Consider the following 15,272-nt stretch of genomic DNA (forward strand, 5'->3'; position numbering starts at 1 on the left):
TGGCAGATCTGCGCTCGGAATAATCAGGCACAGCCCCAAAGCGCAGCATGGCCACTACCCGTGCGCGTGCCCCGCTTCCCCGGCAAGAGCCGCCCGCTCCCCCGGCGGGGCGATCACAAATTGCCCCATCATGCCGGAGTCCTCGTGCAGGAGCATGTGGCAGTGGTACATGTAGGCCCAGTGGGGGTCGGGGTAGTAGCCAAACTCCACCGCCAGGCGCGCGGTGGCGCCGGGTGGTAGGGCCACGGTGTCTTTCCATCCTCGAGTGAACACGTCCGCCTCCGTGCCGTCGAGGGAAAGCACCTTAAAGGCGGAGTCGTGGATGTGAAAGTTGTGTATCCAGTCCGCGTTTTCGTTGGTCACTGTCCAGATCTCCGGCCCCTGATGGTCGATGGTCACGTCCACGCGGCTCATATCCATGGATTGCCCGTTGATCTGGAAGGTGTTGAGCACGAACTCCCGTTCTACCGCGCCGTTCACCGCCACCTCGCGGGCGGCCTCGGCGGCCAACGTGGCGGGCACGGCGACGGCCGGGACAAGATTCTCCACCGCCCTGATCTCCAGCAGATCAAAGGAGTCTTGGAGGCCAAAATCCAAGCTGTATTCGTCCTCTGGCACGCCGAAGTTGTCATCGAAGGGCCCGGAGACGAGCGTGACCTTCTCCCCCGCCTCTAGGTCCACCACGATCTCGGCGCGCTCGCCGGGGCTGATCGGCAGGTGAGTGACCTCGATGGGGTGGGGCAGGAAGCCCGAGTCGGTGGCCACCACGTGGAAGGGGCGTTCGTCGGAAAAGCTCAGGCGGTAAAAACGCATGGTGGCGGCGTTGAGCAGGCGCAACCGCAGGGTGGCGGTGGTGGCGTCGAAGTAGGCGTGGGTGATCCCATTAACGGTGGGGGTATCGCCCTTCAACCCCAGGTCGGGGTCGGAGGTCTCATCGAGGCGGCCGTCGTCGCGGAACTTCTGATCCATGATCGCCACCGGAATATCATCGACGCCATAGGAGCGGGGCAGATCGAGGCCATCCGAAACCTCGTCCTCAATGAGAATCATGCCGGCTAGGCCCCGGTAGGCGTGCAGGGCGGTGCGCTCGTGCGGGTGGGGGTGGTACCACAGCGTGGCGGCGGGTTGTTCCACCCGCCACTGCGGCGTCCAGGTCTGCCCGGGTTCGATGGGCTGGTGGGGGCCGCCGTCGGAGACGGCGGGGAGCTTCATACCGTGCCAGTGGATCGTGGTCATCTCGTCGAGGCCGTTGTGGACGTTCATGCGCACGTCCTCGCCGCGGCGCAGGCGCAGGGTAGGCCCCAGATGCCCGCCGTTGAACCCCCAGGCGGGGGTGGTGACATCGGGGAGGATCTGCGCGTCCACGGCGCTGGCGTCGAGGCGGAAGGTGCGCACGGCGTCGATGAGTTCCCCCTCCGCCAACGGGGGTATGGGCAGGGGGCGCGCCGACCCGGAATAGCCGCGCGGGGTGGGCTGCCCGGAGGAACAGGCCCCCAGGACGGGGCTCGCCGCGAGTGCGAGCGCGGCCAACCCCGCGCCGCGCAGGAATGTTCTTCTCTCCACCGTGTTCCTCCCTGCTTCGTGCCGTGCGTGACCACCAACGTGGCCGCCACCCAGGCTACCCCCGCCGCCCACCTCAGGCGTTATGCTGTGCTGGTTACCGCTTTTCCGCTACCCCGTCGGAGGTATCTTGCCCGTGACCACTACGCCCACCCCTGGCTGCGCCGTCATCGTCCTGGCGGCGGGAGCTGGCACCCGCATGAAGTCGGCCACCCAAAAGACGCTGCATTCCATCGGCGGGCGCAGCCTGCTCTCGCACAGCCTGCACGCCGCCGCCGCGATCGAGCCCGAGCACCTGGTGGCGGTGGTGGGCCACCAGCGCGAGCAGGTCTCCCCGGCCGCCGAGGCGATCGCACAGGAACTGGGCCGCCCGGTGGTACAGGCCGTGCAGGAGGAGCAAAAAGGCACCGGCCACGCGGTGCAATGCGCCCTGGGCGCGATCCCCGACTTTCGGGGCACCGTGATCGTTACCAACGGTGACGTCCCCCTGCTGCGCCCGGAGACGCTGCGTAGGCTGCACGAGGCACACACCGAGTCCCCCACCGCCGTCACGGTGCTCACCCTGGAACTCGACGATCCCACCGGCTACGGTCGCATCGTGCGCAACGAGGAGGGGCAGGTGACCAGCATCGTGGAGCAAAAGGACGCCTCCGATGCCGAGCGCGCCATCCGCGAGGTAAACTCCGGCGTCTTTGCATTCGACGCCGAGGTGCTGCGCTACGGCCTGACCCACCTGGACTCCGATAATGCGCAAGGCGAGCTCTACCTCACCGACGTCCTGGGGATAGCGCGCGCCGAGGGGCACACGGTGCGCGCCCACCTGGCCGACGACGCCCGCGAGCTCGCCGGGGTCAACGACCGGGTGCAGCTGGCCGCCGCCGGCCAGGAACTCAACCGCCGTACGGTGGAGGCCGCTATGCGCGGCGGGGTGACGGTCATCGATCCCGCCTCCACCCGCATCGACGTCACCGTGACCCTGGGCCGGGACATCACCATCGAACCGGGAACCCAGCTGCGCGGGGCCACCCGCATCGACGACGGCGCGCTCATCGGACCGGATACCACGCTCATCGACGTCGCCGTGGGCGAGGCGGCCCGCGTGGTGCGCACCCACGCCTTGTCCTCCACCATCGGGGCGGGCGCCACCGTGGGGCCGTTTACCTACCTGCGCCCCGGCACCGAGCTGGGCCCCGAGGGCAAGCTCGGGGGCTTCGTGGAGACCAAGAACACCACCATCGGGCGCGGCTCCAAGGTGCCGCACCTGACCTACGTGGGCGATGCCACCATCGGGGAACACTCCAACATCGGCGCGTCGAGCGTGTTCGTGAACTACGACGGCGTACACAAGCACCACACGGTGGTGGGCGATCACGTGCGCACCGGCTCGGACACCATGTTCATCGCACCGGTGACCGTGGGTGATGGGGTGTATTCCGGGGCGGGTACAGTGATTAAAGAAGATGTCCCCGCGGGGGCGTTGGTGGTCTCCGGCGGGCGCCAACGCAACATCGAGGGATGGGTGGAACGCAAGCGGCCGGGTTCCCCGGCCGCCCGGGCCGCTCAGCGGGCGCGTGAGACGCAAGGATCATCGCCTGCCTCCGATCACTCCGGCGCCGACCAGGAAGGTTAAAGCACAGTCCCATGACTGCTCACTGGAAGCAAACCCACAAAAACATGATGCTGTTTTCCGGGCGTGCCCACCCGGAGCTGGGCCGGGAGGTGGCCAAGGAGCTCGACATCGAGTTGACCCCCACCACGGCCCGCGACTTCGCCAACGGCGAGATCTTCGTGCGCTTCGAGGAATCGGTGCGCGGCTCGGACTGCTACGTGCTGCAGTCCCACACCCAGCCGCTGAATAAGTGGCTGATGGAGCAGCTCATCATGATCGATGCCCTCAAGCGCGGCTCCGCGCGCACCATCACGGCGATCCTGCCCTTCTACCCCTACGCCCGCCAGGACAAAAAGCACCGGGGCCGCGAGCCGATCTCCGCTCGCCTCGTGGCCGACCTGCTGCGCACCGCGGGCGCGGATCGCATCGTCTCCGTGGATCTGCACACCGACCAGATTCAGGGCTTCTTCGACGGCCCCGTGGATCACATGCACGCCATGCCGATCCTCACCGACTACATCGCCTCCAAGTACTCCCTCTCCGACCTCTGCGTGGTCTCCCCGGACGCTGGCCGCGTCAAGACCGCCGAGAAGTGGGCCAACGTGCTCGGCGATGCCCCCATGGCCTTCGTCCACAAGACCCGCAGCCTGGACGTGGCCAACCAGGTGGTGGCCAACCGCGTGGTGGGCGAGGTCGAGGGCAAGGACTGCATCCTCATCGACGACATGATCGACACCGGCGGCACCATCGCCGGGGCCGTGGGCATCCTCAAGGAGGCCGGAGCGCGCTCCGTGGTGATCGCCTGCACCCACGGGGTGTTCTCCGACCCCGCCCGCGAGCGGCTCTCCCAGTGCGGTGCGGAGGAGGTCATCACCACCGATACCCTGCCGCAGTCCACGGAGGGGTGGAGCAACCTCACGGTGCTGTCCATCGCCCCGCTGCTGGCCCAGACGATCAACGAGATCTTCGAGAACGGCTCCGTGACGCACCTCTTTGAGGGCGAGGCCTAGCCCCGAGCGCCAAGAAGGAAGGGGCCGCGCGAGCAGGGCGCGGCCCCTTTTTCGTATTGCGCCCCCTGTGGCCCGGCCCTGCCGTGGGTGTTGGCCCGCCCGCTACGCGCGGGGCAGCTCCCCGCCGTTGGTCTGACGGCACAGATGCGCGGCGATCAACAGGGAGGCCGGGAGGATAATCAGGGCGCCCAGCAGCAGGGTCAGAACGATCCCCAATATGGCAAGGATCGATCCCACCACGTACAGCAGGATCAGGCGGATGGCGTTGTGCCACACCGCCGTGCTGCCCTCCACCACGGCGTGGCCGAAGCCGTAGCCGTCGGCCGCGTACCAGGCCCACGCCAGCGTGAACAGGTGAGTGAGCATGGTCAGGAAGAACGCTAGCAGTCCGCCCCCGGCCGCCCCGAGGTAGTACCAGAAGCTTGCGTCATTACCCACCCCCTCGAAGCGCGGCGGCATGGCCGCGCTGACCAGGTAGTCCACCGCCCACCAGAACACCGCCGCGGCCAGGGAGATGATGACCACCCGCCAGTAGTGGGTATCGCGGAAGAAGTCCCGGTACCCAATTCGGGAGCGGCTCACCTGGGCCAGCGCACCGGAGTACAGCGGCGGCGTGAGCAGCAGCGGGATGAGAGCGATCTCTGGACCAAAACCCCAGTCCAGGCTCCAGCCCTCGGGTATCAGCCCCGCCAGGTCCACCCCCAGGGCATGCTCGATGCCCACCAGGGTCAGGCCCAGCAGCGCCAGCGCCGCGAACACGGACACCGCCAGCAGGAGCATACCCAGGACCCAGACGCGCGGGTTGTGCCACACGGTAGAAAAGGCCCAGCGCACCGCCTCCATCACATCGAGCTTTACCCGCCCCCGTGGGCTCCCCTGGCCCGTGAGGGATTGATCCTCACGCCACGCCGCGTCCTTCTCCCCTTGCCTGCTCTCCATGCTCACCGTGCGCTCGTCCCTATATTTTATTTAGCGGAAACCGAATAATTCCTCCACACGCTAACATCGCTGCTCACACCCCACAACAGATACCCTCGGCCTTGCCCCGCACCGAGGCGGGGTGCTAGCATTGTTTCGTCTCGGCGAGGGCCCCACGGGCCGTTATCGACGCGATCATGAGCATCACCCCGGTTTATCCTGCGGCGACTCGGCGAGCGCGCGAGTGGGCCGCATTTTTCTTGCGGTCAGCTCCCCAGACATAGTTAACAACAACCGACGGGAGAGACCCTCATGGCTAAGTACCCCACCCTGGAAGCGCAGGCCCGCACCGAGTTTGGCAAGGGTGCCGCGCGCCGGCTGCGCCGCGCCTGGCAGATCCCCGGCGTGATCTACGGCCCGGAGCTGGCCGAGCCCGTACACTTCGCCGTCCCCCTGCTGGACATGCAGGCCCTGGTGCGCAACAACGGCGTGAACGCCATCGTGGAGATGGACATCGACGGTGAGAAGTACCTCACCATGGTCAAGCACGTGGACCAGAACGTGCTCACCCTGGACATCGACCACATCGACCTGCTGGCCATCAAGCGCGGCGAGAAGGTCGAGGTCGAGGTTCCCGTGGTGCTCGAGGGTGAACCCGCCGCCGGCACCATGTCCATCCAGGACGCCGACGTGCTCCTGGTGGAGGCCGACGTGCTCAACATTCCGGAGGAAATCACCGTCTCCATCGAGGGCCTGGAGGTGGACACCAAGGTCACCGCCAGCGAGATCACCCTGCCCGAGGACGTCACCCTGGTGGCCGAGGCGGACACCGTGATCGTCTCCATCACCTACCCCGAGGTGGACGAGGAGCTGGAGGAGGCCGCCGAGGCCGCGGAAGAAGGCGGCGCCGAGGCCGGTGCCGACTCCGTGGAGTAACCCCTCCCCCGCGGTTGCTCATCCCGGTGCGCCCCGCACCGGGATTTTTCTTGGCCTACGCTACCCTGGGCCCCATGACTACCTCCCTCGTGGTGGGTCTGGGCAACCCCGGCTCCCGGTACGCACACACCCGGCACAACCTCGGCGCGATGGTTCTCCAAGAGATGCTGTCCCGGCACCCCGGGGCGCGGCTGAGTGTGCACCGCAAGTCCAACACGGAGATCTATTCCCAGGGCGGCCTGATCCTGGCCCGTCCCCGCTCCATGATGAACCTCTCCGGCACCCCGGTGGCGGCCCTGGCCGCGTTTTTCCGCGTAGCCCCGGAGCGGATCGTGGTGCTCCACGACGAGCTCGACCTGGACTTCGGCCGCATCAAGGCTCGCCCCGGCGGCGGGGATCACGGGCACAACGGGCTGCGCTCCATCACTAAGGCCCTGGACAGCGGGGATTACGTGCGCTTAAGCTGCGGCATCGGCCGCCCTCCGGGGCGCATGGATCCGGCGGCCTTCGTGCTCAAGCCGTTTTCCCGCGCGGAGCAAGAGCAGCTGCCGATCCTGTGCGCCGACGCCGCCGACGAGCTGGAAAGGCTGCTAGCCTAGGGGACTATGCGCCTGGCCACACTGCGATCTCCCGATGGCGGCATGCACGCCGCCCGCCTCGACTCCGATCCCACCACCGCCACCGTCCTGGCCGACTACACCAGCGTGGGGCATCTGCTGCGGAAGGACAACTGGGAAGAGATCGCCCGCACGGCCGCGGGCCCGCGGCGTGTGGTGCGCCCCCCCAGGATCTCGCCCCGGTGATTCCGCGCCCGGGCAAGATCATCTGCGTGGGGCTGAACTATGCCCGCCACATCGAGGAGATGGGCCACGAGCGCCCGAACGTCCCCACGCTGTTCATCAAGTTCCCCGAGGCGCTGACCGGCCCCTACGACGACGTGGTGCTGCCACCCTGGGCGCAGGAGGCGGCGGACTCGAGGGAGAGTTGGCGGTGATCATCGGTCGGCGGGCGCGCCGCGTGCCCGCCGACCGGGCCACGGAGCACATCGCCGGGTACGCCATCATGAACGACTACTCCCTGCGGGACTACCAGTACCGCACCCTGCAATGGCACCAGGGGAAGTCCCTGGAGCGGTCCAGCGGCTTTGGACCTTGGCTGACCACCCGCGACGCCTTCCGCCCCGGCGCCCTGCTGCAAAGCTGGCTCAACGGCGCCCCCATGCAAGAGGCTCGCACGGATGACCTGGTCTTTTACCCGGAGGCGCTCATCGAATACCTCAGCGCCCTGTATCCGCTGGAACCGGGCGACGTGATCGTCACCGGCACCCCGGCCGGCGTGGGTCACGCCCGCTCCCCCCAGCGCTACCTGCGCGACGGCGATACGGTGCGCGTCCGCGTGGAGGGTCTGGGCGAGATCGCCAACACCACGATCTTTGAAGGGAAGTAGTGCGCGTTACCAAGACAACCGTCACCAAGATCATCTGGCTTCTCGTCCTGCCCTTTCCCCTCTTCGGCGGCACCGGCGCGCGCTACCCCCCGTTTTCCGCGCTGTTTGGCATCGCCACCGCCCTGGCCGCCGCCGCGGTGACCATCTGGGGCCTGCGCACCATGAGGTCCACGCACGCCGACGTCTTTATCACGCGCACCTTTTCCGCTTCCTGGCCGCTCTACCTGCTGCTGGCCGCGGCGGGAATCGGAAGCTGGGAGTGGCTGAGCGTGCTTATCTGGCCGTTAGTCATATGGATGGGCATCGTGGAGAACCACTACGTCCTCACCTGGGCGAAGAACCTCGAACCCGACGAGGAGTAAGCATGCACACCCGCCGCGCCCGCCTGTTCAACCTCGCCTGGCTGATCGCGGTCACCCTGCCCTCCTTCGGCACGGCGCGCGAGGGCATGGATAAGCAGTATTATTCCCTCGCCCCCCCCCGTGCTCGGATGCCTGCTCATGGCGGCAGCCCTGATCGCCACGCTGTGGGCGGTGCGCACCGTGTTCGCCACCCGCCCGGAGCGCTTCGTGAACCGCACGTTCCTGGTGCTCGCCCCCATCTACGCGGTCGAGGCCACCCTCTACATCGGCGGCCGGGAGTGGATCGCCATTTTGTTCTGGCTCGCCGTGGCGTTCATGCTGGTGAACAACCCGAGGTTCCTCGCCTGGGCGCAGGGCCTGGATAGGAAGCGGTGTGTTTCTTAGGGTTGCTCATTTGCTGCGCGGCAGTGGGATCGATGGCGACGTCGACGGTCGGCGTGTAACCCCACCGCGTTGCGTCACCGACCGCACGCTCAATACGCTGTCCGTGTCCGGGGCGATCTTGGGGAAGTTCTCCGAGGAACCCTCGTAGCGGGAATCCGAGTCATCAGATTCGGACACCGACGCGATGCCCCTCACCGTAGGGCCGCATCCTCCGTGATTACCGAACGTTTCCCGTCAGATTTCCAAGCAGTTCCATAATGTCTGCTGCGGGTAGAGGTTTAGCCTCTCGGTAGGCCTGACCCGCGAGGCAGTAGGCGCACTCGGGATCGGAGCGCATCGGCTTGAGCAGGACGTTCAGGTGTGGATACGAGGGCGGAATCTCCCGGTACTCGCGGGTAAAGGCCGTGGCCAGACCGCGCGCGTAACGCCCGGAAAAGGCGCGGGTGGACACGGTTTCTTCCCTTGCCCGGGCCAAGAGCGCCCGGTTCGCCGCGGAGGTTCCAGCCTCCTCAGCCAAAAGAAAGGCCGTGCCGCAGGACACCGCGCGCACCCCCGGCCACGACAACGCCTCGGCCACCGTCTCCGGGGTGGACAGGCCTCCGGCGGCCACAAGGGGTGTAGCCGAGGCAGCCGCGTGCACCGCAGCCACCAACTCGCGCAACGGGCGAGTATCCGGTTCCTCCACCACCGTCCAGGTCGAGCGGTGTCCACCCGCCTCCGGCCCTTGCACGACCAGGGCATCCACCCCGGCGCGGGCGGCCACGGCGGCGTCGTGTTCGTTGGTTACCGTCACCCAGGCCTCGACGCCATAGGAATGGAGACAGTCCACCTCGTGGGGGGAGAAGATGCCAAAGGTGCTGCTGACCACGGCGGGACCGTGGCCAGCGCGGGCGGCGTCGAGAAGCACCGCGACCTTTGCGTCCCACCCCATCGTGTAATCCACGGCGGGAAGCTCCGGGGTGGGCAGGCCGTGACGGGCAAACAGCGGCACGAGCCCATCGACCAGGGCTTCCAGCGGGCCGAGGTCGCGGTAAGGCTGCTGCGGACAAAAAAGGTTCACGCCGTAGCGCGGGGCCGCGACCTCCCGCATGTCCCGGGCCAGCTGTTCCGCGCTGATCGTGCCCGAAGCTAAAAAGCCCAGGCCTCCGGCGCGCCCCGCCTCGGACACCATTTCCGGAGTGGAGGGGCCACCGGCCATCGGGGCGGCAATGATGGGCGTAGACATATCGTCAAGGAGGCTCATGCACTCCCATCGTATGTGAAAAGATAAACGGGTGGCAGTTATTTCCCGGATCCTCGATATTCTTCGCTCCCCTCGCGCGAGCGCTCCGGAGGCGGATCTCCGCGGCGCGCAGTGGCTCATCATTGGGCTGGGCAATCCCGGCCCTCGTTACGAGAACACCCCGCACAACGTGGGGTACCTGGCCCTCGACGCCCTGCGCGGCGCTACCCCACTGCTGCCCTACCCGGGTGCGCCAGCCACCGCCTGCCGCATCACGATCGACACCACCCCCGTGGCGCTGGTGCGCTCCACCACCTACATGAACGATTCCGGGCAAGCCATCGCCCCGCTGGCCCGCGCCCTGGCTATCCCTGCGGAGCGGATCGTGGTGCTCCACGACGAGCTCGACCTGCCCATCGGCACCACCCGCCTACGCCGGGGTGGGGCGGAAAACGGGCACAACGGGCTGAAGTCGGTGAGCGCGGAGCTGGGTACGCGGGATTACCTGCGGGTGCGCATGGGTATCTCCCGCCCGCCCAAGGGCACCCCCGTGGTGGACTACGTGCTGGGGGACTTGCCCGATACCCCCGAGCTGCGCTCCGGTATTGGCAACGCCGCCGAGGCCGCCCGGCTCATCGTGAGTCAGGGCCTGCCGCGCGCTCAGAACGAGATCCACCGTCGCTAGCGGCTTTATCGCCGCACGGTTTCCCTCACCGGCTCCTCGAGCATGCCCGCCAGCGTGTCTGCGGAACGCTGCGCGGGGTTAAAAGTAACCCTCGTGGACATCGCTAAAAATGCTGAATTCAAGCTGAGTGCGCAGCATGGGGCACTGAAAATTTGCCATAATGGCGCGCCAGTGCTCCACCGTGCGGATGCCTCCGGTGGCGTTATACCCAATAAATCCCAACGGCTTGCCCCGCCACTCCGGCCCAGGCAATCCACGGCCTTCTTCATCGCCCCGGGCACGGAGCGGTTGTACTCCGGGGTGACAAAGAGAAAGGCATCGCGGGCAGCACCTCGGAGGCGTATAGGGGCAGGTCAACGTCCTTGAGGTCGATCAGCTCAACATCGGACGCCTGGCCGTCCTCCCCTTCGGTGGCACGGGCGGTCTCCAACACCCACCGCCCAATCCGATCTCCCAGGCGGCCCTGGCGGATGGATCCAATGACAATACCGATCTAAGATCGGCCTTCACACCCCGCACAGCCAGGAAGAATATACGAAGGATACCACCCACACGGGGGTAATTTTAAGATTTTTACCATGGACCATTGACCGCAATTTATACATAACTATACAATCAAGCATGTCCAGTCAGGACGATCTACATCATTCCACCGATATTGGAAAGGACTCAAGCCATGAAGGCAAAAAAATGAGTTCCGCTCTCCTCGCGGTAGCCACCGCTGCCGCATTTCTCGCCCCCACCGCGTATGCCGCCCAGGGCTACCGTGGAAATAAAGTAAACGGCTGCCAAGCCTATATTGACGGAAGCGATGCCTGGACAAATTGCAGGCCCTCCACAAAAAGCGGACAACTGGCCACCAAAGTATGGTGCACGGCGCAACCAACTCGGGTCAGCGATTGGGCCTATGTGGGTAACGGTTCCAACGTCAGCAGCATAGCCAAAGTTGGATGCACGTTCAACGTTCACAGTGGCCAAACCCTCTGGCAGTAACGATATAAGGAGAGAACGCGGTGCGCCCACGCCTCATCTCCCACATCGCGGCGGGATTACCTATTCCCGCAATGTGGTTGATCTTCTGCCTGATTATGCGAAAGACCTGGTTTTCCTCCTATAACGGCCTGACCATGGCCCTGTGGAGTCCCCTCGTCTTTATCGGCAGCGTCATCTGCGCCCTTGCAGCATGGCAAGAAGCCACCCGCCTCGCCCACCACGGCACGGCGATCTGGTTGAGCACGCCGCGCTCTTGGCTCCTGATACGATTCCAGGAAATCCTCGGCGGCTACCTGCTGTGCGTTTTTCTCCCCACCGCGCTGTGTCAATCAGTGGTGCTTCTCATCGGTACCATCTTCGCACTTCCGGGATACCTAGACCTACGCTACGGTTTCTACGCCCTGGCCTTCGGCCTGGTGCTCTATCTCCTGGGCACACTCGCCGCCCACCTGCGCCTTGGCCCGCTGCGAGGGGCCATCGTGGCACTCTTTCTTGGCCTCTACTCCGGAATGTATATCGTGCTCTCCCCGGCCAGCGTAGATACCTGGGAGATCTTTCGCCCCGCCGCATGGGAGGTCATGGTGGTCTGCGCGGCGATTCTTCTCATCGCGGTTGCCGTGGCCCTTGCCGCACGCACCATCTCCCTGCGCGGTTCCCGGACAACTGCGGGCATCGGCACCACGCTGATCGTGACGATGATCTTCATCGTGGGTGGTCAACAAACCGGCGGTTATCTGCGCTCCGACGTAGAAAATACCCGCTGCGAAAGCTCTGAAGAAGATACTCTATGCCTGTGGCTGGAAGATTCTTTTAAGTGGGACGATACCCGCGCTTATCTTCGCCGCACCCGGGATTTGAGTTCCGCAGCCGGGTTGAATATCGGCCCCATCGTGGCCATCGAACCGGGTATTCCACAGGAACGCGCACGTGCGACCGAGGAAGTAGAACGGCAAGATTACACCCTGTCTTATATCTCTTCCTACGGCGGGAAAACCCCCAGTTGGCCCGCCTCCCAAAGTTTTGCCGATATCCTCCGTTGGCCCGATGCTTGTTCCCTTGCGGCCCCAGACAAGGCCGACCTTCTTTATGATCTGCTCACCAATTTCATTTATGGGGATATCGCCTACAACGGATTTAGCACCTCCGACCCCGAGCGCGACGGCGCTCGCCTGGATTATTCGCAAGAGCTCGCCCACCTCAGCCAACAAGAGCAGCTTTCCCGGCTCGCCTCCGCGCTGGCCTCCTTCACCGCCACCTGTTCGTATGCTCCCGAGGAGTTTCTGGCTCATGACTAATCAATCCGCTTTCTCTTGCACTGGGATCATCGCCGGTTACCGCCGCAAGAACGTACTCCACGGCCTCAGCTTTGATGCCCCTGCGCAGTCCATCACCGGACTGCTCGGCCCCAACGGGGCGGGCAAGAGCACCCTGCTGCGGATCCTGGCCACCATCGCTTCCCCGCGCTCCGGGGAGGTGCGCCTGGGTGGTCTCGACCCACAACAGCGCGCACAGCGCGACGAGATCCGCCGCAACCTGGGATTTTTGCCCCAGAACTTCTCCGTGGACGAGCGCATGACCGTGCAAGAATTTGTGCGCTATTGCCTGTGGATGCGGGAGTACCCCGCCGCCCGGCGCTCGGAGGCCACGCAACGCGCCGTCGCCTCCGTGGGCCTAGAGGCGAGCGCCGATACCCGGATCAAGGAACTTTCCGGTGGCATGCGCCAGCGGGCGGGCATCGCCGCGACCATCGCCGGTAGCCCCCGGTACATCATCCTGGACGAACCCACGGCAGGCCTAGACCCAGAACAGCGCTACGAGTTCCGCCAGTTGCTCTCCCGCCTACGCCACCTGGACGATCCACCCACGATCCTGCTGAGCACGCACCTGGTGGAGGACGTGGCCGCCTGCGCCGATCACATCCTGGTGTTGGAAAAGGGCACCATTCGCCACAGCGGCCCGGCCCGGGTGCTCACCGATTCCGGGAATGGCTCCATTGACGCCCTAGAGCACGCCTACCGCAAGCTGCTCAGCGGCACGCAGGACACGAGGGCATAGCCCGGCCATGTACCGCAGCTTTCTCTCGTCCCGACGAATCCGCACCGCCCTGCTGCTCAGCGCAGCGATGTGCGTGCTGTTGCTGTTGATCTTCCCCACCTCCTACGGCATCTATGGGGCCAACGGCATCCGCGATACCCCGCTGACGCGCCTGCTCCCGGTGGCACTGGGCGCGCTGGCGGCCAGCTGCGTGCACCCGGTGGCTCCGGCGATGGAGGCCACCGCCCCCACCCGCCTGCTGCGGGTGCGCGCGCTGAGCCTCGCGGGGATCATGGCCACCCAGCTCCTCCTGCTGGCCCTCGGCATGGTTCTTCTTCAAACCACGGCGCATATTGGGCTGACGGCCCGCGACGCGGCCATGTATCTCTGCGCCACCGCGCTGTGGCAGGGGTTGTGCTGCCTGAGCGTGGCGCTGTCCGCCCGCGCGGTGGCCTGGATTCCGCCACTAGCGCTGCTCATCCTTCTTCTGTTGTACCCCTGGCGGGACGCGGAGCACCCGGTGATGTGGAACATGCTGCTCACCATCAACCACCTCACCATCACCCTGAGCGCGGTATTCCTGCTCGGGAGCCTGGTGGCGTTGGGCACGGTGGACACAGCCAGACGCGACGCGCGCCGTTAAACGTAGCGCCCACCGGTTACCGGTACGGCTCCTGCCCGATGATCTTGCCGATCTCCATGCTGCCGTTAATCGAGGGGTGGTTGGTCAGATTGGTGGCCACCGCCGGATCGTAGATTCCCACCACCCACCTATCCTCGGGTTTGGCGGCGCAGGTTCCATGACCCCGGGTAAATTCCAGGGTGTCGATGGAGCGCAATCCAGTGACCTCCGCGCATTTTTCAGATGATGCTGGACAAGCGTCGCTCCGGGGACGGGTAGCTCCGTGAGCCTATCGGGGATCGGGTTGATAAGGCATATGCGGTCATCGCTCGCCATCTCTGGGTACCCCGCGATGACCACCTCGACACCGGGAGCCGCCTGGGCAAGCCGATCCTTGATCCTGGCATATACTCCCGCCATCGCGCCGGGAAGAGCGTTCTGCACATTGACGATAGACGCCGCCACGTCCGCCCACTGGAAAGCGTCGAGGCCACCATACACAATCACCACGCGCTCCGTGCCGGGGCCGATGTTCCCGGCACGGATAGACTCCTCGACTGTGGCCGGAAGCTCCACGAGAGGAACATGCCGCCCATACCGTTACAAGACCAATCCGCCAGGGTCTTATCTGCGGCCTGGGCCGCAGAATGGGGCCAGTTGCGGGTGTCCTTCTTACAGGTCGGTTTGAGCTGATAGCCCTTTTCCGTATGCTCGCCACCACCCGGCGCGATGGGCCCGATGACAGTAAAGGAATCCCCAAAGATCACTATCTATTGTATTCCTACGGGTGAGGTGCCCCACCCGGCGAGCGCGGCCGATCCGAGGGATACCGCAGGTTGCGCGGCGGCAAGCGGCATAACCGCCATCATCGCACCCACGGCGGCGGCTGCTATCTTGCATGGGAAAAGATTTTGTTCACGCCGTTCTGGTATGGAAAAGCCTTATCCCTCGCAACCTCACGGATCACCCTTGCCCCATAATTCCCACTCCACGGGGTACGCCACCATAGGTAATCACCGCTACATCACGCCTGGGGAAGAGAGTTTCTACGCCATGCTAACCCTGTGGCTAGCACAAAAAGCACCAGGCACAGTTCCCAAGGAAACACCCACTCCTTAGCGGTAGAGAAGTACTGGGAAAATGCAGCCTCTGGAGCGAGATGCTGGGCCAATACAATGGCGATCATGAGCACCCCAGGGGCAAGAACAGACCATACTTCCCCGAAAGGGTAGAGCGCCACCACCCCCAGCAAACCTAACACCATGACAAAGGCCCTGATAGCGCTTTACCTCGTGCCCTCGGATCATCAAGATCCGCCACAGACTTCATATACCGCACCACAGAACGCGCTACTGTGGGGTTGTCCTCGTTTAGTGGACACCCGATTAGTACGGATCCTGTGCCCGTAGGAGAAGATGTTCATTGTGAGTGGGCAACAAAGAAAGAGCTACACTCCGGAGTTCCGGAGGGAGGCAGCTCGTCTTGTGATTG

At 65.2% G+C, this 15,272-nt stretch carries 15 protein-coding genes and 2 pseudogenes; 12 read left to right on the top strand and 5 right to left on the bottom strand.

What is annotated here, in order from left to right; genetic code table 11:
- Nucleotides 1-54 precede the first annotated feature (54 nt).
- Nucleotides 55-1,563 (bottom strand): multicopper oxidase domain-containing protein, encoded by a 1,509-nt coding sequence (locus H7347_RS09460; protein WP_186337451.1) that lies wholly within the window; start codon nt 1,561-1,563, stop codon nt 55-57.
- Between the two features lie 133 nt (nt 1,564-1,696).
- Between H7347_RS09460 and glmU the strand changes: the two genes are divergently transcribed.
- The gene (gene glmU, locus H7347_RS09465; RefSeq protein WP_370513959.1) at nt 1,697-3,190 is read left to right on the top strand and encodes a bifunctional UDP-N-acetylglucosamine diphosphorylase/glucosamine-1-phosphate N-acetyltransferase GlmU; all 1,494 of its coding nucleotides are present in this window, start codon (nt 1,697-1,699) and stop codon (nt 3,188-3,190) included.
- Between the two features lie 11 nt (nt 3,191-3,201).
- Entirely contained in the window at nt 3,202-4,179 is a 978-nt protein-coding gene (locus H7347_RS09470) for a ribose-phosphate diphosphokinase (RefSeq protein WP_152823267.1), read from the top strand.
- A gap of 102 nt (nt 4,180-4,281) precedes the next feature.
- On the opposite strand, the gene H7347_RS09475 is transcribed toward H7347_RS09470, so the two are convergent.
- Nucleotides 4,282-5,118 (bottom strand): hypothetical protein, encoded by an 837-nt coding sequence (locus H7347_RS09475; RefSeq protein WP_152823268.1) that lies wholly within the window; start codon nt 5,116-5,118, stop codon nt 4,282-4,284.
- 291 nt (nt 5,119-5,409) lie between these two features.
- On the opposite strand from H7347_RS09475, the gene H7347_RS09480 reads away from it, so the two are divergent.
- The 5 genes and pseudogenes from H7347_RS09480 (at nt 5,410) to H7347_RS09500 (ending at nt 8,225) form a co-directional block, all read left to right on the top strand.
- Nucleotides 5,410-6,033: a 50S ribosomal protein L25/general stress protein Ctc gene (locus tag H7347_RS09480; protein ID WP_152823269.1), complete on the top strand. Its 624-nt coding sequence runs from the start codon at nt 5,410-5,412 to the stop codon at nt 6,031-6,033.
- A 74-nt stretch (nt 6,034-6,107) separates the two neighbouring features.
- Complete coding sequence (gene pth, locus H7347_RS09485) at nt 6,108-6,632, top strand: aminoacyl-tRNA hydrolase (protein WP_152823270.1); 525 nt, start codon at nt 6,108-6,110, stop codon at nt 6,630-6,632.
- A 6-nt stretch (nt 6,633-6,638) separates the two neighbouring features.
- A pseudogene (locus tag H7347_RS09490) lies at nt 6,639-7,479 on the top strand (fumarylacetoacetate hydrolase family protein).
- Nucleotides 7,479-7,841 carry a hypothetical protein gene (locus H7347_RS09495; protein WP_152823271.1) on the top strand — a complete coding sequence of 121 codons (363 nt, stop codon included), beginning with the start codon at nt 7,479-7,481 and terminating at the stop codon, nt 7,839-7,841. The pseudogene H7347_RS09490 and the gene H7347_RS09495 overlap by 1 nt, the downstream one beginning before the upstream one ends.
- Before the next feature lie 138 nt (nt 7,842-7,979).
- A complete protein-coding gene (locus H7347_RS09500; RefSeq protein ID WP_152823272.1) occupies nt 7,980-8,225 on the top strand; it encodes a hypothetical protein in 246 nt (81 codons plus the stop codon).
- 217 nt (nt 8,226-8,442) lie between these two features.
- On the opposite strand, the gene H7347_RS09505 is transcribed toward H7347_RS09500, so the two are convergent.
- Nucleotides 8,443-9,468 (bottom strand): nitronate monooxygenase family protein, encoded by a 1,026-nt coding sequence (locus tag H7347_RS09505; protein WP_152823273.1) that lies wholly within the window; start codon nt 9,466-9,468, stop codon nt 8,443-8,445.
- 31 nt (nt 9,469-9,499) lie between these two features.
- Between H7347_RS09505 and pth (H7347_RS09510) the strand changes: the two genes are divergently transcribed.
- Nucleotides 9,500-10,132 carry an aminoacyl-tRNA hydrolase gene (gene pth, locus H7347_RS09510; protein ID WP_370513960.1) on the top strand — a complete coding sequence of 211 codons (633 nt, stop codon included), beginning with the start codon at nt 9,500-9,502 and terminating at the stop codon, nt 10,130-10,132.
- A gap of 236 nt (nt 10,133-10,368) precedes the next feature.
- Here pth (H7347_RS09510) and H7347_RS11030 read toward each other — a convergent pair.
- Nucleotides 10,369-10,625, bottom strand: a pseudogene (locus H7347_RS11030) (NADPH-dependent FMN reductase); the annotation flags it as partial.
- A gap of 128 nt (nt 10,626-10,753) precedes the next feature.
- Between H7347_RS11030 and H7347_RS09525 the strand changes: the two are divergent.
- Genes H7347_RS09525 through H7347_RS09540 form a run of 4 tightly spaced genes read left to right on the top strand, consistent with a single transcriptional unit; the run spans nt 10,754 to nt 13,802 of the window.
- The gene (locus tag H7347_RS09525) at nt 10,754-11,125 is read left to right on the top strand and encodes a hypothetical protein (RefSeq protein ID WP_152823274.1); all 372 of its coding nucleotides are present in this window, start codon (nt 10,754-10,756) and stop codon (nt 11,123-11,125) included.
- A gap of 20 nt (nt 11,126-11,145) precedes the next feature.
- Nucleotides 11,146-12,420 (top strand): hypothetical protein, encoded by a 1,275-nt coding sequence (locus H7347_RS09530; protein WP_186337453.1) that lies wholly within the window; start codon nt 11,146-11,148, stop codon nt 12,418-12,420.
- Nucleotides 12,413-13,180, top strand: coding sequence for an ABC transporter ATP-binding protein (locus H7347_RS09535; RefSeq protein ID WP_186337454.1), 768 nt, complete (start codon nt 12,413-12,415; stop codon nt 13,178-13,180). Before H7347_RS09530 ends, H7347_RS09535 begins: the two co-directional genes overlap by 8 nt.
- A gap of 7 nt (nt 13,181-13,187) precedes the next feature.
- Nucleotides 13,188-13,802, top strand: a complete 615-nt coding sequence (locus H7347_RS09540; protein ID WP_152823276.1) for a hypothetical protein — start codon at nt 13,188-13,190, stop codon at nt 13,800-13,802.
- A gap of 16 nt (nt 13,803-13,818) precedes the next feature.
- Here the strand turns inward: H7347_RS09540 and H7347_RS09545 are convergent, their stop codons facing one another.
- A complete protein-coding gene (locus H7347_RS09545) occupies nt 13,819-13,998 on the bottom strand; it encodes a hypothetical protein (RefSeq protein ID WP_152823277.1) in 180 nt (59 codons plus the stop codon).
- Nucleotides 13,999-15,272 lie beyond the last annotated feature (1,274 nt).

Source organism: Corynebacterium sp. zg-331 (assembly GCF_014267345.1).
Classification (GTDB): domain Bacteria; phylum Actinomycetota; class Actinomycetes; order Mycobacteriales; family Mycobacteriaceae; genus Corynebacterium.